The 19,188-nt window shown below is 71.4% G+C and carries 16 protein-coding genes; all 16 read right to left on the reverse strand.

Going from position 1 to position 19,188, the window contains the following annotated elements:
• Positions 1-39: 39 nt before the first annotated feature.
• The 16 genes from B6G06_RS07955 to B6G06_RS08030 are packed head-to-tail and all read right to left on the reverse strand — an operon-like array spanning position 40 to position 19,040.
• On the reverse strand, positions 40-1,146 hold the full coding sequence (locus tag B6G06_RS07955) for a polyprenyl synthetase family protein (protein ID WP_095532534.1): 1,107 nt from the start codon (positions 1,144-1,146) through the stop codon (positions 40-42).
• The gene (gene nuoN / locus B6G06_RS07960) at positions 1,143-2,735 is read right to left on the reverse strand and encodes an NADH-quinone oxidoreductase subunit NuoN (RefSeq protein ID WP_081171825.1); all 1,593 of its coding nucleotides are present in this window, start codon (positions 2,733-2,735) and stop codon (positions 1,143-1,145) included. The genes B6G06_RS07955 and nuoN overlap by 4 nt, the downstream gene beginning before the upstream one ends.
• Complete coding sequence (locus B6G06_RS07965) at positions 2,732-4,282, reverse strand: complex I subunit 4 family protein (RefSeq protein ID WP_081171826.1); 1,551 nt, start codon at positions 4,280-4,282, stop codon at positions 2,732-2,734. Before B6G06_RS07965 ends, nuoN begins: the two co-directional genes overlap by 4 nt.
• Positions 4,283-4,296: 14 nt before the next feature.
• On the reverse strand, positions 4,297-6,306 hold the full coding sequence (gene nuoL / locus B6G06_RS07970) for an NADH-quinone oxidoreductase subunit L (protein WP_081171827.1): 2,010 nt from the start codon (positions 6,304-6,306) through the stop codon (positions 4,297-4,299).
• Between the two features lie 20 nt (positions 6,307-6,326).
• Positions 6,327-6,626, reverse strand: coding sequence for an NADH-quinone oxidoreductase subunit NuoK (nuoK, locus tag B6G06_RS07975; protein WP_080463474.1), 300 nt, complete (start codon positions 6,624-6,626; stop codon positions 6,327-6,329).
• A complete protein-coding gene (locus B6G06_RS07980; RefSeq protein WP_081171828.1) occupies positions 6,623-7,603 on the reverse strand; it encodes an NADH-quinone oxidoreductase subunit J in 981 nt (326 codons plus the stop codon). The genes nuoK and B6G06_RS07980 overlap by 4 nt, the downstream gene beginning before the upstream one ends.
• Entirely contained in the window at positions 7,600-8,286 is a 687-nt protein-coding gene (gene nuoI, locus B6G06_RS07985; protein ID WP_080463472.1) for an NADH-quinone oxidoreductase subunit NuoI, read from the reverse strand. Before nuoI ends, B6G06_RS07980 begins: the two co-directional genes overlap by 4 nt.
• Positions 8,279-9,697 carry an NADH-quinone oxidoreductase subunit NuoH gene (gene nuoH / locus B6G06_RS07990; RefSeq protein WP_081171829.1) on the reverse strand — a complete coding sequence of 473 codons (1,419 nt, stop codon included), beginning with the start codon at positions 9,695-9,697 and terminating at the stop codon, positions 8,279-8,281. The genes nuoI and nuoH overlap by 8 nt, the downstream gene beginning before the upstream one ends.
• On the reverse strand, positions 9,694-12,447 hold the full coding sequence (locus B6G06_RS07995; protein WP_125898904.1) for an NADH-quinone oxidoreductase subunit G: 2,754 nt from the start codon (positions 12,445-12,447) through the stop codon (positions 9,694-9,696). Before B6G06_RS07995 ends, nuoH begins: the two co-directional genes overlap by 4 nt.
• A 3-nt stretch (positions 12,448-12,450) precedes the next feature.
• Positions 12,451-13,803, reverse strand: a complete 1,353-nt coding sequence (gene nuoF / locus B6G06_RS08000; protein WP_081171831.1) for an NADH-quinone oxidoreductase subunit NuoF — start codon at positions 13,801-13,803, stop codon at positions 12,451-12,453.
• Positions 13,800-14,537 (reverse strand): NADH-quinone oxidoreductase subunit NuoE, encoded by a 738-nt coding sequence (gene nuoE, locus B6G06_RS08005; protein ID WP_080463468.1) that lies wholly within the window; start codon positions 14,535-14,537, stop codon positions 13,800-13,802. Before nuoE ends, nuoF begins: the two co-directional genes overlap by 4 nt.
• Positions 14,537-15,925, reverse strand: a complete 1,389-nt coding sequence (locus B6G06_RS08010) for an NADH-quinone oxidoreductase subunit D (protein ID WP_080463467.1) — start codon at positions 15,923-15,925, stop codon at positions 14,537-14,539. The genes nuoE and B6G06_RS08010 overlap by 1 nt, the downstream gene beginning before the upstream one ends.
• On the reverse strand, positions 15,925-16,704 hold the full coding sequence (locus tag B6G06_RS08015) for an NADH-quinone oxidoreductase subunit C (protein WP_081171832.1): 780 nt from the start codon (positions 16,702-16,704) through the stop codon (positions 15,925-15,927). The genes B6G06_RS08010 and B6G06_RS08015 overlap by 1 nt, the downstream gene beginning before the upstream one ends.
• Complete coding sequence (locus tag B6G06_RS08020; RefSeq protein WP_080463465.1) at positions 16,701-17,321, reverse strand: NADH-quinone oxidoreductase subunit B; 621 nt, start codon at positions 17,319-17,321, stop codon at positions 16,701-16,703. The genes B6G06_RS08015 and B6G06_RS08020 overlap by 4 nt, the downstream gene beginning before the upstream one ends.
• 31 nt (positions 17,322-17,352) lie before the next feature.
• A complete protein-coding gene (gene ndhC, locus B6G06_RS08025) occupies positions 17,353-17,712 on the reverse strand; it encodes an NADH-quinone oxidoreductase subunit A (protein WP_080463464.1) in 360 nt (119 codons plus the stop codon).
• A complete protein-coding gene (locus B6G06_RS08030; RefSeq protein ID WP_080463463.1) occupies positions 17,709-19,040 on the reverse strand; it encodes a geranylgeranyl reductase family protein in 1,332 nt (443 codons plus the stop codon). Before B6G06_RS08030 ends, ndhC begins: the two co-directional genes overlap by 4 nt.
• Positions 19,041-19,188: the final 148 nt, after the last annotated feature.

The raw sequence follows: 19,188 nt of genomic DNA on the forward strand, positions 1-19,188 counted from the left end.
GGCGGCGGGCCCGCCGGTCCTCCGCGCGGAGGACCGGCCTCAGGCGGCGCGGTCGACGAGCTGGTGGGCGAAGTCCTCGAGCAGCCCCCGCACCACCCGGGCGCGCTCGCGGGCGTCGGCCAGGGCCGTCCTCAGATCGTCTCCGACCACGCCGCCTGAGGCCAGGCGCTCGCGGGTCGCGGTGAGGACGGCCTCCTCCAGGCCCTCCAGACCGGCGATGGCGTCGTCGGCCCAGGATGTCGCCATCCGCCGGGTGCGCTGAAGAACGGGGTGGGCGCGCAGGCGCGCGACGACCCCGGCGAGGACCGCGCGATCGCGCAGGTCCGCGGAGGACAGGTCGGAGAGGATCGACTGGCCCGCGGCGTCGAGCTCCCCCGCGGCCAGGGCGGTGCGAAGCAGGAGGACGGGCATGGTGTCCACGCCCTCGAGCAGGTCCGTTCCGGGGGTCTTACCGGTGGTCTCGGAGTCGGAGGCCAGGTCGATGACGTCGTCGGCGAGCTGGAAGGCGATGCCGATCCGCTCGCCGAATTCCTCGACGATGGCCTCGACCTCGGCGCCCGCGCCGGTGAGCATCGCGCCGTAGCGGGCGGAGACGGCGATGAGGGAGCCGGTCTTGTCCGCGAGCACCTGGATGTAGTGGTCCACCGGGTCGGTGCCCGCGGGGCGGCCGAGGGTCTCGTGGAGCTGGCCGGTGCACAGGCGCTCGAAGGTTCGCGCGTGGGCGAGGGTCGCCTCAGGGCCGAGAGCGGCGATGAGCTGGGAGGAGCGGGCCACGAGGATGTCGCCCGCGAGGATGGCCGCCGAGTTCCCCCAGACTGTCTGGGCGCTGGGGGCGCCGCGGCGCAGCGGGGCATCGTCCATGACGTCGTCGTGGTAGAGCGTGGCGATATGGGTGAGCTCCACGGCCACGCTCGCGTCCCTCACCGCCTCACCGGTGGCGCGCTCGGGGTCGCCGAGCTGGGCGGTCAGGAGCACGAGGGTGGGGCGCAGGCGCTTGCCACCGGCCCTGGCCAGGTGGGAGGTGGGAGGGTTGATGGTCTCGTCGGCGTTGCTGACGATCGCCATGAGCCGCTCCTCCACGGCGTCGAGGGCGGGGGCCATGCGGCCCTCGAGTTCCGGGGCGCTCAGTGGCAACGGTGTGGTCACGGGATGAGCATAGCCGCGTCGCCGAGCACCGTGAGCGCGGCCTGGGGCAGGACGCCCAGGGCGATCGTGGCCAGGACGGCGAAGGTGATCGCGGCCGCGGCCGTGCCCTGGGAGTCGACGACGGTGACGCCCTCGCCCTCGGGGGCGCGGAAGTACATGAGCACGACGAGCCTGAGGTAGAAGAAGGCCGTGGCCGCCGAGCTCGCGACCGCGATGACGACGAGCCAGGTCGCCCCGCCGTCGATACCGGCGACGAAGAGCTGGAATTTCGCGATGAAACCACCGGTGAGCGGGATGCCCGCGAAGGACAGCAGGAAGAATGTCATGGCAGCGGCGAGCCAGGGGCTGCGGCGGGCAAGGCCTCGGTAGTCGTCCAGGCCGGTGGCCTCGGCGCCAGCTCCCCCGCCGTGGGACTCGCGCACGAGGGAGACGACGCCGAAGGCGCCGACCGTGGCGATGCCGTAGGCCAGGGAGTAGAAGAGGATCGCGGTGATCGCGCGCTGGTTGTAGGCGATGATGCCGATGAGCATGTAGCCGGCGTGGGCGATCGCGGAATAGGCGAGCATGCGCTTGACGTCGCGCTGGACGATGCCGACGACGGTGCCCACCACCATGGTGAGGATGGCGATGGTCCATAGGACGGGGGCGAGGTCCCAGCTCAGCCCCCCGCCGACCATGTAGAAGAACCGCACGAGGGCGAGGAAGGCAGTGGCCTTGACCCCGGCTGCCATGAAGCCGGTCACCGGGGTGGGGGCGCCCTGGTAGACGTCCGGGCTCCAAGCGTGGAAGGGCGCGGCGGCGATCTTGAACAGGAGGCCCACGAGCACGAGGGCGACGCCGGCGAGCACGAGCCAGTCGACACCCGCGATGGCGCCGTCCACGGCCGAGGCGACCCCCGGCTGAATCCGGTTCCCGTTCTGGAGGTCGTTGTAGAGCACGGAGCCGGAGGCGCCGTACAGGAGGGCGGAGCCCATGAGGAGGAAGGCCGATGCGAAGGCGCCCAGGACGAAGTACTTCATGGCGGCCTCCTGGCTGAGCAGGCGGCGGTGGCGGGCCATGGCGGCCATGACGTATAGCGGCAGCGAGACGAGCTCGAGCATGACGAACAGGGAGATGAGATCGCTGACCACCGGGAAGAGCATCATGCCGGCCAGCGAGAACAGCGTGAGGGGGAAGGCCTCGGTGGCGACCCACCCGGCGTGGATGGACTCGCTCTCCTCGGCGCTGCCGGGGCGGTCGGCGGCCTGCGCGGCGAACGCGGAGTCGCCGATCTCGGTGCGGTCCGAGATCACGAGGATGGACAGCAGGCCGATGATGAGCAGGACGCCCTGGGCGGCGATGCCGAAGTTGTCCTCGTTGAAGCCGACAACGGGGTAACCGGGCGCCCTGCCGTCGACGACGACGCTCCAGCGCCACACGATGGCGACGATCGCGCCGAGGATGGCCAGCACGGCCAGCATCGTCTGGGCGAGGTGCCGGGCGCGGCGCGGCATGAAGGCCTCGATGAGCACGCCGAGGATGGCGGCTCCCAGGATGATGAGGACCGGGACGAGGCCGGCCCACTGGATGGACGGGGCGGTGAAGCTCACTTGCTGCTCCCTTCCGTGACGGGGGCCATGGCGGCGGGCTGAGAACCCGCCCCGGTCATGGTGGCGGCGGTCTGGGCCCCGACGCCGTCGAGGATGCCGGTCAGGACGGCGGGCGCCAGGCCGAGGACCAGCATGGCGACGAGGATGGGGGCGACGACGACGCGCTCACGGCCGTCGAGATCCTGGCTGCCGACGCGCTCCGGGGCCGGTGCCCCGGTGAAGACCCTCTGGTAGGGCAGGAGCATGTAGACGGCGGCGATGATGACGCCCAGGAGCGCGAGAAGCCCGTAGACGGGCTCGGCCGAGAAGCTGCCGGTGAGGACCATCCACTCGGGGATGAAGCCGGACAGGCCCGGCAGGGCGATGGACGCCAGGCCGGAGAAGAGGAAGGTCCCGGCGACGAGCGGCATGACGCGAGCAATGCCGCCGAGCTCGCTGATGCGCACGGTCCCGGTGCGCCGGGCCATGAAACCGGTGATGAGGTAGAGGCCGGCGATCGACAGCCCGTGGGCGACCATGTAGACCATGGCGCCGACGGCGGCGATCTGGTTGCCGATGAAGATCCCCAGCACCATGAAGCCGAAGTGGCTGATGGAGGTGTAGGAGATGAGCCGGTAGAGGTGGTCCTGGCCGATGGCGGCGAGCCCGCCGTAGATGATGCCGACGATCGCCAGGGGCAGGACGACCGGCGCCGCCCAGCGGGAGGCCTCGGGGAAGAGCGGCAGGACGATGGCGATCATCCCGTAGGTGCCGATCTTGTCCAGGATGCCGATGAGCAGCACTGAGGTGCCCGGGGTGGCCTGCTCGGCGGTGTCGGGCAGCCAGGTGTGCAGAGGCACCATCGGGGCCTTGATGGCGAGGGCGATGAGGAAGGTGACGAAGATGCCCCGGGTCGCGTCCGTGGAGGAGGTGAGCCCCTGGGACAGGTTCTCGATGAGGTAGTTCCCCTCGCCGCCGGGGCCGTACACGGCCAGCGCGACGACGCCGATGAGCATGACGAGGCCACCGGCCAGGGAGTAGAGGAGGAACTTGATGGCGGCGCGGTGCCGGTCGGGCCCCCCGTAGCGGCCGATGAGGAAGTAGACGGGGATGAGCATCGCCTCGAAGACGAGATAGAAGAGGAGGACGTCGCGCGCGCTGAAGATGACGATGATGAAGGCCTCGAGGGCCAGGATGAGCCCGGCGAAGCCGGCCTGGCGGTCCGCGGGGATCTCGCCCCAGGAGGCCAGGATCACGATGGGCACGAGGAAGACGGCCAGCAGGAGCATCGCCAGGCCGAGGCCGGTGACGCCCAGCGCCCAGGAGGCGCCCATGGCCGGGATCCACTGGCGGGTCTCGGCGAGCTGGTAGGCGGTCCCCGCGCGAGGGTCGAAGAGGATGGCGGCCCAGATGCCCAGGCCGAGCTCGACGAGCGCGATGACCAGGCCGAGGCCGCGCGCCTGGCCCCGCAGGGCGGGAATGGCCAGGAGCAGCGCCCCGATGAGGGGGACCAGCACCATGAGGGAGAGCACCGGGTAGGGGCCCGTGGCGACGGTGAGTGTCTGCATGTGGCGGTGTCCTCTCAGAACCTGGTGGCCAGGACGGCGATGAGGGCCAGGACGGTGCCGGCGGCCATGTAGCCGGCGTAGGAGCGCACGTACCCGGACTCGGTGCGGCCCACGAGCCGGCCGAGCGCCGCGGTGCCGCTGGCCAGGCCCTCGACGGCGCCGTCGACGACGTAGCGGTCCGAGGCGGTGGCGGCCAGGACGAGGCCCTGACCGGGCCGCATGGCGATGGCCTCGTTGATCGCGTCCTGGTGCATGTCCTTGCGCGCCGCCTCGACGAGCGCGTTGGAGGGCTGGACGACGGTGGCCACGGGGCGGGCAGCGTACATGAGCCATGCGGCGAGCGCGCCCACGATGACCAGGGCCAGCGTGGCGCCCATGATGACGGTCGCGGGCAGCACCGGCTCGCCATGCTCGGCATGGCCGGTGACCGGCTCGAGCCAGGTGACGAAGATGTCCCCGGTCGCCAGGGCGCCGCCCAGGCCCATGGAGAATACGGACAGGATGAGCAGCGGGAGGGTCATCATCCATCCCGACTCGTGCGGGTGGACGGGGCCCTCGATGTCCTTCTCGGTGGTCCAGCGGGCCTTGCCGTGGAAGATCATGAAGAAGAGGCGGGACATGTAGAAGGCCGTGATGCCGGCGCCCACGAGAGCGATGGAGCCCAGGATCCAGGGCTTGGCGCCCTCGCCGATGAAGGCGGCCTCGATGATCTTGTCCTTGGACCAGAAGCCGCTGAAGGGCGGGATGCCGAGGATCGCGAGCCAGCCGATGCCCATCGTGGCCCAGGTGATCGTCATGGCGGTGCGCAGCGCCCCGAAGCGGCGCATGTCGACCTGGTCGCCCATGGCGTGCATGACGGAGCCGGCCCCCAGGAATAGCTGGGCCTTGAAGAAGCCATGGGTGAGAAGGTGGAGGATCGCGAAGGCGTAGCCGATGGGGCCCAGGCCCGCGCCGAGCATCATGTAGCCGATCTGGCTCATGGTGGAGGCGGCGAGCACCTTCTTCATGTCGTCCTTGGCGCAGCCGATGATCGCGCCGAGAAGGAGGGTGATGGCGCCGACGATCGCGACGGCCGTCTGCGCGGCCGGCGCGCCCTGGAAGATGGCGCCCGAGCGCACCATGAGGTAGACGCCGGCGGTGACCATCGTGGCGGCGTGGATGAGCGCGGACACCGGCGTCGGGCCGGCCATGGCGTCGCCCAGCCAGGCCTGCAGCGGGAACTGGGCGGACTTGCCGCAGGCGGCCACGAGGAGGAACAGGCCCATGGCCGTCAGCCAGCCGGTGGTGAGCCCGCCGCTGGCGGCGGCCGGCAGGACGGCGTCGAAGGCCACGGAGTGGACCTGGGAGACCATCGCCATCATGGCCGCGAGGAGGCCCATGTCCCCCACGCGGTTCATGATGAAGGCCTTCTTGGCCGCGGTGGCATTCTCCATACTCTTGTCGCGCGCGGCGCGCGGGTCGTCGGCGTCGGCGGTGTTCCAGAAGCCGATGAGGAGGTAGGAGGCCAGGCCCACGCCCTCCCAGCCGACGAACAGGGTGATGTAGGAGTCGCCGAGCACGAGGGTGAGCATCGCGGCGATGAAGAGGTTGAGGTAGGCGAAGAAGCGGCGGCGATCGCGGTCGTGGCTCATGTAGGCCACCGAGTACAGGTGGATGAGGGAGCCGACGAAGGTGACCAGGCCGACGAAGGTGAGGGACAGCGGGTCGATGCGCAGGCCGACGTCGATGCGCAGGCTCCCGGCGCTGAACCAGTGCCAGAGCTTGACGCTCATGATCCGCTGGCCCTCGGCCATGCCCGCGACCTGGGCGATGATCGTCAGCCCCAGGACGGCGGTGAAGACGGCGGCCGCCAGGCCCAGCCAGTGGCCCCAGGAGTTGGAGCGGCGGCCGGCGATCAGCAGGATCGCGGCACTGGCGGCGGGCACCGCGATGAGGAGCCAGGCCAGCGCGGCGGCGCCGGTGGCGGCGTGGGTGGCGTGCCCGGCGGAGACGGCGGGTGCCAGTGCGAGGGGAAGTGCGCCCATCATGCTCACGTCAGCCCCCTTCAGTTCTTGAGCAGGTTGATGTCGTCGACCGACACTCCCCTGCGGGTTCGGAAGATGGACACGACGATGCTCAGCCCCACGACGACCTCGGCGGCGGCCACGACGATGACGAAGAAGGCGAAGATCTGCCCCGTCAGGTTGCCGTGGACGCGTGAGAAGGTGACGAGCACGAGGTTGACGGCGTTGAGCATGAGCTCGACGCCCATGAGCTCGATGATCGCGTTGCGGCGCAGCAGCACGGTGAGCGCGCCGAGGGAGAACAGGATGATCGCCAGGATGATGTAGAGGCCGATGCTCACTTGTCCTCCTCCTTCGCCTCGGTCCGGCTGGGATCCGCGGCCGTGGCCTCGGGAGGGGCCGGGGCGGCCATGGGCTGGATGACCGCCGGGGCGGCGGCGCCGGGCATGGAGGCCATGCCGGATTGGGCGATGCGCGCCCCGGTGCGGGCGCTGATCCGGCCGGCCCGGGCGGCGGCCGCGGTCTCGGGCGAGACCTCGGCCAGCTCGTAGCCGAGCTCCCGGGCGCGCAGGACGCGGGGGATGGACTCCTCGACGGCGGTGCCATCGGCGTCCAGGGCGGGGGCGGCGGCGGAGTTGGTGGCGGCGTAGACGCCGGGCATGGGCCGCTGGCCGGGGTGAGTGCCCTTGATGGCGTAGTCGCGCAGCTTCTCCTGGGCGATCCTCGCCTGGGAGCGCTTGGGGCGGATGCGCTGGCGGTGCGTGAGGGTCAGCGCGCCCAGGGCCGCCACGATGAGGAGCATCGCGGTGAGCTCCATGGTGACCACGTGATGGCTGAACAGGGCGGTGGCGAGCTCGGCCGGATCGGCGGCGGAGCCGGAGTCGAGGCCGGCGGGGCGGGGCAGGGAGGTCTGCCAGACCGTCACGCCGAGGGCGCCGGCGAGAGCCGCCCCGATGAGGGCGATGAGCGGGACCTGGGACCTGGAGGAGGTGGCGCCCACGGGCTCCTCGCCGCCGACTCCGACGAGCATGATGACGAATAGGACGAGGGTCATGATGGCGCCGGTGTAGACCACCACCTGGGTGACGCCCAGGAAGGGGGCCTCGTTGGCGATGTAGAGGATCGCCAGGCCGATCATGATGACGATCATGTTGACCGCGGCCGCGACGGCGCGCTTGGCGGTGAGCAGGCCGACGCCGCAGGCGATGGTCACGAGGGCGACGACGCCGAAGAGGATCGTCTCGCCGAGGGTCACCGTCCCGGTGCCGCTGAGGGCCGCGGGCGCGGGCGCCAGCGGGAGGATGATGGGTGAGCTCATCGCACGGCCTCCTTCGGCCTGGCGGGGGCCGTCACGACCTTCGCGGTGGCGAGGGTCGGGTCCTCGGGTCGGTGGGCGCGCACCCAGTCGGCCTGCGCCTGGGTCGGCCCGGTGACGGCGCCGCGGTAGTAGTCGCCGTCCTCGGTGCCCTCGGCCATGGGGTGCGGGGCGTCCAGGGCGCCGTCCGGGACAGGGGCGAGGAGGTCGGTCTTCTCGTAGATGAGGCCGGTGCGGGTGGGGCCGACCAGCTCTTCGATCTCGTGGGTCATCGTCAGCGCCCGGGTGGGGCAGGCCTCGATGCACATGCCGCAGAAGATGCAGCGCAGGTAGTTGATCTGGTAGACGCGGCCGTAGCGCTCGCCGGGCGAGTACTGGGCGCCGGGGGTGTTGTCCGCGGCCTCGACGTAGATGGCGTCGGCGGGGCAGGCCCAGGCGCACAGCTCGCAGCCGATGCACTTCTCCAGGCCGTCGTCGTAGCGGTTGAGCTGGTGGCGGCCGTGGTAGCGCGGCATGAGGTTGGCCGGCTCGAAGGGGTACTGCTCGGTGACCGTGGGCCGGAACATCGAGGAGATGGTGACCCCGTACCCGGCCACGGGCGCGAAGGTCCGGGCCAAGGGGCCGGGGGCGTCGCGCAGCCACCGGTCGTGCTCGGAAGCGCGCGGGTTGGGAGTCTGGTCAGTCATCGGTCCCCTCCTGGGAGGTCGCGGCGGGCTGGGTGCCGGCGGGGCCTGCCGCGGCGCCCGCTGGGGCGAGGGCGGCGGCCACTGCCGCGCGGCGGGCCCTGGGCGTGATCGGCAGGCTCTGGCCGGGCATCGGCGGGACGGGGTAGCCGCCCGCGTAGGCGTCGAATTCCTCGCCGGGAGCCACGAGCTCGCCGGTGCCCTGGCCCGCGCGGGAAGCGGAGCCGGTCTCCTCATCGCCGGCGGGCAGGATGAGCAGGATGAGCATGGCCAGCAGGAAGACGACGGCCAGGACCATGAGCAGGCCCCGGGTGGAGCCGCCGGAGAAGGCGCGGTAGCCCTGGACGACGGCCACCAGCGCGAACCAGCCCAGGGAGACCGGGATGAGGAACTTCCAGCCGAGCTTCATGAAGTGGTCGTAGCGGATGCGCACGAGGGTCCCGCGGGTCCAGATCATGAAGAACATGACGGTCCAGACCTTGGCGATGAACCAGAGCATCGGCCACCAGCCCTTGTCCGAGCCGGCCCACAGCCATCCGAAGCCGGAGTGCCAGCCGCCCAGGAACAGGGTGACGCACACGGCGGAGACGTTGAACATGTTGATGTACTCGCCCAGGAAATACCAGGCGAACTTCATGGAGGAGTACTCCACCATGTGGCCGGCGACGAGCTCGCCCTCGGCCTCGGGCAGGTCGAAGGGCAGGCGATTGACCTCACCGACCATGGAGACGACGTAGATGAGGAAGCTGGGGATCATGGCGATGCCCCACCACATCCTGTCCTGCGCGGCGACGATCCCGGAGGTGGACATCGTGGCCGAGGCGAGGAACACCGTCAGGATCGACAGGCTCATGCTCAATTCGTAGGAGATGACCTGAGCGGCGCTGCGCACGGCGCCCAGCAGCGGGTAGGTGGAGTGGGTCGACCAGCCGCCCAGGATGATGCCGTAGACGCCGAAGGAGGTGACGGCGAGGATGTAGAGGATCGCCACCGGGAAGTCGGCCATCTGCAGGGGCGTGCGGTGCCCGAGGATAGAGACCTCGGGCCCGAAGGGGATGACCGCGTACACCATGAAAGCCGTGAAGGCTGTGAGGATCGGCGCCGCCAGGTAGAGGAGCTTCTCAGCGCCGCCGAGCCAGAAGTCCTCCTTGAGGATCAGCTTGGTGGCGTCGGCGATGGCCTGGAAGAGGCCGAAAGGGCCGTTGACGTTGGGGCCGGGACGGGTCTGCATGCGGGCCAGCCCGCGGCGCTCCACCCATAGGACCATGATGACGGACAGGATGAGGAAGGCCAGGAGGAAGACGGCCTTGAGCAGCGTGAGCCACCAGGTCTCCCCGCTGAAGTCGGCCTTGACTCCCCCACTCGTGGCGACGGGCAGCGCCGCCGGGGCGAGGATGAGTGACGCGGTGCTCATCGGATCACCTCCGCAGTGGACGTGTTTGGCTGGGCGGCGCTGCCGGAGGGCCCGGTCGCACCGCTGATGGGGAGCGACACGCGCACGGGCGAGCCGTGGTGCGCGCCGAGGCTCTGTCGCACGGTCGAACCGGCGGAGCACTCGGGGAGCCAGACGACGCCGTCTCCGACTCCCCCGATGACCGCGGGCAGGCGGATGGCGCCCGTGTCGGTGGACACCTCGACCGTCTGGCCACCGACGACGCCCAGCCGAGCGGCGAGGTCGGCGCCGAGGCGGGCGACGGGCCGCAGGGCCGTGGCGGCGAGGAAGGCCTCGCCGTCCTGGAGGCGTCCAGCATCGAGCATCGGCTTGTGAGTGGCCAGCACTGCGGACAGGCCGGAGGGGGACGACGACGGCGTGAGGGGCCCGGCAGCCGGCTGCGCGGCGGGGGCCTCGCTGAAGGTGACGGCGGGGCGGGCCCCGGCCCACAGGCCCAGGCCGGCGAGCTCGTCGTGGAGGGTCTCGAGGCTGTCCACGCCCAGGTCCGCACCCATCTCCGCAGCGAGCATGCCCAGGACCTGGCGGTCGGTGCGGGTGCGCGAGACGTGGGCCTGCCCGAAGGGGCGCACGCGCCCCTCCCAGTTGACGAAGGTGCCGTTCTTCTCCACGGGCGGCGCCACGGGGAGGACGACGTCTGCGTGCTCGGAGGCCTCGGAGCGGCGCACCTCCAGCTGCACGGTGAAGGCGGAGGCGGCCAGGGCGGCACGGGCCAGGCCCGGGTCGGGGAAGTCGCGCAGGTCGACGCCGCCGATGACGAGCCCGCCCAGCGCGCCGTCGGTCAGGGCGGTGAGGATGGCGGTGGTGTCGCGGCCGGGGGTCTCGGGAAGAGGCCGGGCGTTCTCACCGGTGGCGGGGATTCCCCAGGCGGCGGCGACCTGCTCGCGGGCGGTGGCGTCGGCGACGGGCCGCCCGCCGGGAAGGAGGAAGGGCAGGGCGCCGGCCTCGATGCCCCCGCGCTCGCCGGCGCGGCGCGGCACCCAGGCCAGGCGCGCCCCGGTGGCCGTGGCCAGGGTGTCGATGGTGGTGAGCAGGCCGGGGACGGCGGCTGCGCGCTCGCCGACGAGGATCGTGGCGCCGTCGGCCTTGAGGGCCTCGACGAGCGCCGGATGCGTCTGGGACAGGAGGGCGACGGCACGGGCCTCCTCGCCGGGGACGACGAGGATGGACTCGGCGCTCATCTTGGCCTGGCCGGGGGTGAGCACGCTGGTGAGGGAGGCGACCCTCACGCCGCCGGCGCGCACGCCCTTGCGCAGGCGCAGGAAGAGCGAACCGCACTCGTCCTCGGGCTCCAAGCCGACCAGGAGGACCTGGCCGGCGGTTTCGAGGCTGGTGTAGGTGACGGCGCTCAGGCCCGTGCCGGCCACGCGGGCGGCGAGGAAGGTGTCCTCCTCTGCGCTGTGGTCGCGCACGCGCTGGTCGATGTCATTGGTGCCCAGCACGGTCCGGGCGAAGCGGGACCAGGCACAGGCGTCCTCCAGCGTGAGGCGCGCGCCGGGCAGGAGCCCGACCCCGCCGTCGTCGGCGGCGCGGGCCAGTCCGCGGGCGGCCACGTCGAGGGCGTCGGACCAGGAGGTGGGGACCAGCTCGCCCGCCTCGTCGCGCACGAGCGGCGTGGTCAGGCGGTCGGGGGCGGTGGCCCAGGCGAAGGCGAAGCGGTCCTTGTCGGTGATCCACTCCTCGTTGACCTCGGGGTCATCGCCGGCCAGGCGGCGCAGGACGGTGCCGCGGCGCATGTCGACGCGGATGGCGGAGCCGGAGGCGTCGTGCTCGGTGACCGAGGGGGTGGAGACGAGGTCCACGGGGCGGGCGCGGAAGCGGTAGCGCGCGGAGGTGAGGGCGCCCACCGGGCAGATCTGGATGATGTTGCCCGAGAAGTAGGAGGCGAAGGGGCGCCCGGAGACGTCGAGGTCGCCGCGGCCGGGGTCGATCGGCCCGGGGGCCAGGCCGTCGGCGGCGCCGGGATCGCCGGAGGGGCCCACGAGGCCCTCGGCGGGGGTGAGGCCGTGCGCGCCGCGGATCGGCTGGGCCTCGGGGGCGGAGGGTGCGTCCGGATCGAGGAAGTCGAGGACGGTGGAGTCGAAGCGGCCGATCTGCTCGGAGTAGAGGCCCCCGCTGTGCCCATCGGCGGCGGGGTGGCCGCCGCCGCGCCCCTGGAGGGCGATGAAGGGGTCGCCGGCGATCTGGTCGGCGAAGCGCACGCAGCGCTGGCACAGGATGCAGCGATCGCGGTCGAGCAGGACGTTGCTGGTCAGGCGCAGGGGCTTGGGGAAGGTGCGCTTGACGTCGGTGAAGCGGGTAACGGACTGACCGCCGGTGCCCATGAGCTCCAGGGCCTGGTTCTGCAGGGGGCACTCCCCGGCCTTGTCGCAGATGGGGCAGTCCAGGGGGTGGTTGATGAGGAGGAACTCCATGGTGCCGGCCTGGGCCTTGGCCGCCACCACGCTGGTGGCCTGGGTGGAGATCTCCATGCCCTCGGTGGCGGTCATGGCGCAGGAGGGCTGGGGCTTGGGCATGGGCCGCACGTTGCCCTCGCGGTCCGGCATGGCGACCTCGACGAGGCACTGGCGGCAGTTGGCCGAGGGCCCGAGCAGGGGGTGGTCGCAGAAGCGCGGGATGCGCACGCCGATCCGCTCCGCGGCGCGGATGAGCAGCGTTCCCTTGGCGACCTCGACGGGGACGCCGTCGATCGTGATGTTGACCATCTCAGTCATGACTCACCTGGCGCTTTCGAGGATGGAGGAGGCGCGGTAGGGGAAGAGCTCGCGGGCGGGCGTGGTGTAGCCGGCCTCGAACTCGCCGCGGAACCGCTTGATGCCGGACAGGACCGGGGTGGCCGCGGCGTCGCCGAGGGCGCAGAAGGAGCGCCCGGCGATATTGCCGGCGATGTCCTCGAGCTTCTCGACATCGCCGGGCAGGCCCTTGCCGGCCTCGAGGCGCAGCATGATCTGGCGCATCCAGTAGGTGCCCTCGCGGCAAGGGGTGCACTTGCCGCAGGACTCGTGCTGGTAGAACTCCGTCCACCGGGCGACGACGCGCACCACGGAGACGGTGTCGTCGAAGACCTGGAGGGCGCGGGTCCCGAGCATCGAGCCGGCGCCGGCGACCGATTCGTAGTCGAGGGGGACATCGAGCTCGTCGGGGGTGAAGATCGGGGTGGAGGAGCCGCCGGGCACCCAGAACTTGAGGCTGTGGCCGGGGCGGATACCGCCGGCGAGCTCGATGAGCCGGCGCATGGTGATACCGAAGGGGGCCTCGAACTGGCCGGGGCTGGCCACATGCCCGGACAGGGAGAAGATGCCGTGTCCCTTGGAGCGCTCGGTGCCCATGGCGTTGTACCAGTCGGGGCCCTTGGCCAGGATCGCGGGCACGGAGGCGATGGTCTCCACGTTGTTGATGACCGTGGGCCGCCCGTACAGACCGGCGACGGCGGGGAAGGGCGGCTTGAGGCGGGGGTGGCCGCGGCGGCCCTCGAGGGAGTCGAGCAGCGCCGTCTCCTCTCCGCAGATGTAGGCGCCGGCGCCGGCGTGGGCGACGATCCGCAGCGGCTGGGCGCCGTCGAGCCCGAATCCGGTGGAGAGCAGGCCGGCATCGGTGGCCTCGCGCACGGCGGCCAGCAGTCGCCGGTAGACGTGGGCGACCTCGCCGCGCAGGTAGATGAAGGCGAGGTCACCGCCGATGGCGCGCGAGGTGATGGCGACCCCCTCGATGAGGGCCTGGGGGTTGGCCAGGATGGTGGGGATGTCCTTGCAGGTGCCGGGCTCGGACTCATCGGCGTTGACGACGAGGTAGCGGGGCTTGCCGTCCATGGGGGGCAGGAAGGACCACTTCAGGCCCGTGGGGAATCCGGCGCCGCCGCGGCCGCGCAGGTTGGATCCCTTGACCAGGCCGACGAGTTCCTCGGGGCTCATGGCCTTGGCGCGGGCCAGGCCCTCGTAGCCGCCCACGGAGCGGTAGTGCTCCAGGGTCCAGGAGCGGTCCTCGCCCCAGTGCTCGGTGAGGACGGGGGTGAGGGTGCCCGGTGCGGTGAAGGCGGGGCCGGCGGGCTGGGCGTCGGCGGTGGTGCTCACTTCGTGTCCTCCTTCGGGCTGGTCCAGCCATTGGCCGCGGCGATGCGCCGGCCGAGCAGGCTGGGCTCGCCGGCCGAGGGGCCCTCGTCGGCGTGACCGTCCTCGAATCCGGCCAGGACGCGCTCGTTGGCGCGGAAGGTCGGCAGGGTGTCCGGCCCGCGGGTGGGGCGCGCGCCCTCGCCGCTCTCCAGCGCGTCGATGAGGGCGACGGCGGAGGCGGGCGTCTGGTTGTCGAAGAACTCCCAGTTGACCATGACGATCGGGGCGTAGTCGCAGCCGGCGTTGCACTCGATGCGCTCCAGGCTGATGCGGCCGTCCTCGGAGGTCTCGTCGGAGCCGAGCCCGGTGCGCGCGGACACCGCCTCCCAGATCTCGTCCCCGCCCATGACGGCGCACAGGGCATTGGTGCACACACCCACGTGGTACTCACCGGCGGGGTGGCGGCGGAACTGGCTGTAGAAGGTGGCCACAGCGCTCACCTCGGAGCGGGTGAGGCCGAGCTCCTCGGCGCACAGGGCGATGCCCGCGGGCGAGACGTAGCCGTCGACGCTCTGGATGAGGTGGAGCATGGGGATGAGCGCGCTGCGCTGGTGCTCGGCGGGGTAGCGGCCCTTGATGACCTCGATGTCGGCGAGCAGCCGGGCGGCGGTGGCCTCGTCCCAGGCGGCGGTGAGGGCTGCGGGGATGGCGGCCTGGTCGGCCGCGGGCGCCGTGGTGGTCGGGTTCGTGCTCATCAGCGGTCCACGCCTCCCAGGACGGGGTCGATCGAGGCCAGAGTGGGCACGAGGTCGGCGATCATGCCGCCCTCGGCCATGAGGGCCAGGGACTGCAGGTTGGAGTAGGAGGGGTCGCGGAAGTGGACCCGGTAGGGACGGGTGCCGCCGTCGGAGACGGCGTGGATGCCCAGGAAGCCCTTGGCGTGCTCCACCTGCTGGAAGACCTGGCCCGCGGGGACGCGGAAACCCTGGGTGACCAGTTTGAAGTGGTGGATGAGGGATTCCATGGAGCTGCCCATGATCTCGCGGACGTGCTCGAAGGACTGGCCCTGGCCGTCGGTGGCGATGGCCATGCGGGCGGGCCAGGCGATGGTGGGGTCGGCCACCATGGCGGTGTTCGAGGGGTGATTGCCGCGCGCGGCAATGGCGTCGAGGCGCTCCAGGCACTGCGAGACGATCTTGAGGGACTGGTAGCACTCGTCGACGCGCAGGCGCAGGCGGTTGTAGCAGTCGGAGCGCTCGTAGGTGGGGACCTCGAAGTCGTAGGTCTCGTAGCCGCAGTAGGGGTTGGTCCTGCGCAGGTCGAGGGGGTAGCCGGTGGCGCGCAGGCAGGGGCCAGTCAGCCCCATCGCCATCGCGCCGGCCAGGGAGATCTCGCCCACTCCGATGAACCGGGACTTCAGGATCGGGTTCTCCATGAGGAAGAGCTCGAGCTCGTGGATGTCCTTCTTCATATCCGGCATGACCGAGCGCACGAAGTCCGTCAGGCCCTCGGGCAGGTCCTGGGCAAGCCCGCCGGGGCGCACGTAGGCGTGGTTCATGCGCAGGCCGGAGACCATCTCGAAGACGCGAAGGATGTTCTCGCGGCAGCGGAAGGCGATGGTCATGAGCGTGGTGCCGCCCATCTCGTTGCCGCCGGTGCCCACGGCCACGACGTGCGAGGCGATGCGGTTGAGCTCCATGAGCAGGACCCGGGTAACGGTGGCCTTCTCGGGGATGTCGTCGGTGATGCCCAGAAGCCTCTCGACGGCGAGGGCGTAGCCGACCTCCTGGAAGAAGGGGGCGACGTAGTCCATGCGGGTCACGAAGGTCTCGCCCTGCACCCAGGTGCGGTACTCCATGTTCTTCTCAATGCCCGTGTGGAGGTAGCCGGTGCCCACGCGGACCTCGGTGACGGTCTCGCCATCGATCTCCAGGACGAGGCGGAGCACGCCGTGGGTGGAAGGGTGGACGGGCCCCATGTTGACCACGATCCGGTCGTGCTTGAGGCGGTCGGCCTCGTCACGGGCGGCGATCCGGGCGACGACGTCGTCCCAGTCGCCCCCGGACAGCGTGTACTGCGGGGCGCCGTCGGCGAGGTCGTCGGTGGCGGGACCGGCGGCGGCGAAGGCTGCGGTGGTGCTCATCAGCGGTACGACCTCCGGGTGTCGGCGGGCGGGGTGGTGGCGCCCTTGTACTCGACGGGGATGCCGCCGAGCGGGTAGTCCTTGCGCTGGGGGTGCCCGACCCAGTCGTCGGGCATGGCCGAGCGGGTCAGGTGCGGGTGCCCATCGAAGACGATGCCCATGAGGTCCCATGCCTCGCGCTCATGCCAGTCGTCACCGGGGTAGAGGGAGACGATGGAGGGCACATGGGGGTCGGACTCGGGGCAGGCGACTTCCAGCCGGATCATGCGCGCGCCGTGGGTCAGGCTCATGAACTGGAAGCAGGCGTGGAGCTCGCGCCCGGCCAGCTGGGGATAGTGGACGCCGCTCACGCCCAGGCACAGCTCGAAGCGCAGGTCCTGGTCGTCCCTCAGGGGGGCGACGACGTCGAGCAGGTGCTCACGGGCGATGAACAGGGTGAGCTCGCCGTGCTCGACGACGACCTTCTCAATGGCGGCGGCCGGGTCGACGCCTGAGGCGCACAGGTCTTCGACGAGGGCGTCGACGGCGTCGTCGAACCAACCGCCGTAGGGGCGGGTGGCGGCGGGCGCCAGGGTGACGGCGGACCGGGTGAGGCCGTAACCGGTGGTGTCACCGGCATCGGCGGCGCCGAACTGCCCGCTGTGGTGGGAGATGACCTCGACTCGCAGCTCGGGGCGCACTGGGGTGCCGGCGATCTCGGGAACGGCCGGGCCCGCGGGGGCGGGGGCCTGGAGCTCCTCGGCGGGGGCGCCGTCCTTTGGCGCGGTGGTGTCACTCATGCGAGCTGGCCCTTCATCTCGGACACGGGGGTGGCGGCGAGGGCGGCGGCCTCGACGGCGCGCGCGATGTCCTCGCGGTGCTTGAGCATGGGCTTGACCTCGATCTGACGGGTGAGCTCGAGCATGGCGTTGATGAGCATCTCGGGGCGGGGCGGGCAGCCGGGCAGGTAGATGTCGACCGGGACGACGTGGTCGCAGCCCTGGACAATGGCGTAGTTGTTGAAGATGCCGCCGGAGGAGGCGCAGGCGCCCATGGAGATGACCCACTTGGGCTCGGGCATCGAGTCGTAGACGTTGCGGATGATGGGGGCCATCTTGTGGGAGAGGCGGCCCGAGACGATCATGACGTCGGCGTGGCGGGGCGAGGCGCGGAAGACCTCCCAACCGAAGCGGGCCATGTCGAAGCGGGGTGTGCCGGTGGCCATCATCTCGATGGCGCAGCAGGCCAGGCCCATGGTGACGGGCCACAGGGAGCGGGCCTGCCCCAGGTCGGCGAGCTTCTCGACACTGGTGAGCAGGAAGCCGGGGCCCTCGACCGACTCGATGGCCCGGGCCGTCAGATCATCCCGCTTGGAGGGGATGGAGTTCATCTTGTCGCGGTAGGAGTCCATATTCATCGCTGCGCGCCTCTCTTCCGTCGTGTCCCGCTCAGTCCCAGTCCAGACCGCCGCGGCGCCACTCCAGGATGTAGGGCACCGTGATGAGGGCGATGAAGACGAGCGCGGCGGACAGCCCGAAGAACCCGAGCCGGGCGAAGGCGGTGGCCCATGGGTAGAGGAAGACGACCTCGACGTCGAAGATGATGAAGGTCATGCCCACGAGGTAGAAGGAGACGGGGAATCGCCCGGTCTCGGTGTTGACGGGGGTGGGGTCGATCCCGCACTCGTAGTTGGCGACCTTGACCCTGTTGGTCCGGTTCGGGCTGATGATCGCCGACAGCGCCAGCCCACCCAGCGCGACGACGAGCGCCACCCCGGCCATGATGAGCAGTGAGACGTACGGATTCATGCTGCTGGCACCATCCTTGTCAGGAGCTGGATGAAATGGTCGACGGCGTCACCGCCGCGGCGCTCCCACCCATCGGACAGGAGCTTGGTGACGAGCCTCATGAGGCGCCTGCGGGGAAGCCCGTAGCGGGTGCAGATCCGCATGACCTCGGGGTGCTCGATGAGGGCGACGAAGAGGCGCCCGAGCGTGTAGTAGCCGCCCATCTCCGCGCTCAGGGCGGCCGGGTACTGGGCGAGCGCCTGCTCGCGGCCGGCCCGGGTGGAGCGCACGGCGGCCTGGGCGGCGGCCTGGGCGGCGAGGCGCCCGGACATGAGCGCCTGGGCGATTCCCTCGCCGTTGAAGGGGGAGACCATGCCGCCGGCGTCGCCGAGGAGCATGAGGCCATCGGCGTAGTGGGGCTTGCGGTTGAAGGCCATGGGCAGGGCGGCGGAGGCGAGGCGCCCGGTCTGGTTGTCCTGGGTGAAGCCCCACTGCGCCGGGCAGTTCGCGATCCAGCGGGCGAAGGCTCCGCGGTAGTCGATGCGGGTGGTGGCGGCCCGGGACGAGACCGAGCCGAGCCCGACGTTGACAATGCCGTCACCCACGGGCCAGATCCAGCCGTAGCCGGGCAGGAGGTCGGACTCGCCGGGCTTGCCGTCCCACAGCTCGAGCTGGGACTCCATCCACTCGTCATCACCGCGCGGAGAGCGGAAGTAGGCGCGCACGGCCACGCCCAGGGGCCTGCGCTCGTTCTTGGCGCGGCCCACGGCCGTGGCCAGGCGCGCGGAGACACCGCCGGCGTCGATGACGAGGGGGGCGCTCAGGCGCGAGGGGGCCTCGATTCCGGGCGCCTCGACGCGGGCGGTGGGCTTGGCGTCGACCCCGACGACGCGCCCGGAGGGGGTCAGGACCGGACCGGTGACGGTCACTCCGGTCAGGAGGCGGGCGCCGGCGCGCTGGGCGTGGGCGGCGAGGTCGGCATCGAGCTGGGCGCGGGGGCGGGCCATCCCGTAGGAGGGGAAGGAGGCCTGCTCGGGCCAGGGGAAGGTGAGGCGATGCCCGCCGCCGATGACGCGCAGGCCGACGTTGCGCTGCCAGCCGGTGGTGTCCACGGCCATGGAGGCGAGTTCGCGCACGGCGGAGGGGGTGAGGCCGTCGCCGCAGACCTTGTCCCGGCCGAGCTCGCCCTTCTCCACGAGCAGCACGTCCAGGCCGAGGGTGGCGAGGTGGTAAGCGGCCGATGAGCCGGCCGGGCCGGCGCCCACGACGACGGCGTCGGCGTTCAGATCACTCCCGCGCGAGGGCTGCCGCGCCGCCGGGGCGCTGCGGCTCGTGGGGGCGATCGTCATCGGCCAGTCTCCTTCGGGGATCTCGCGCCATGGCCCTGACGGGGAGTCCGCGGCACTGGCGGCGCGCGGGCAGAGGGTCATGTGACCCATCCGGCACGGCGGGCCTGGGAAGACTCTACCGAGATGACGGCGCGGTCTCGGCCCTCGA

This window comes from Actinomyces gaoshouyii (assembly GCF_002076915.1).
GTDB classification, from domain to species: domain Bacteria; phylum Actinomycetota; class Actinomycetes; order Actinomycetales; family Actinomycetaceae; genus Actinomyces; species Actinomyces gaoshouyii.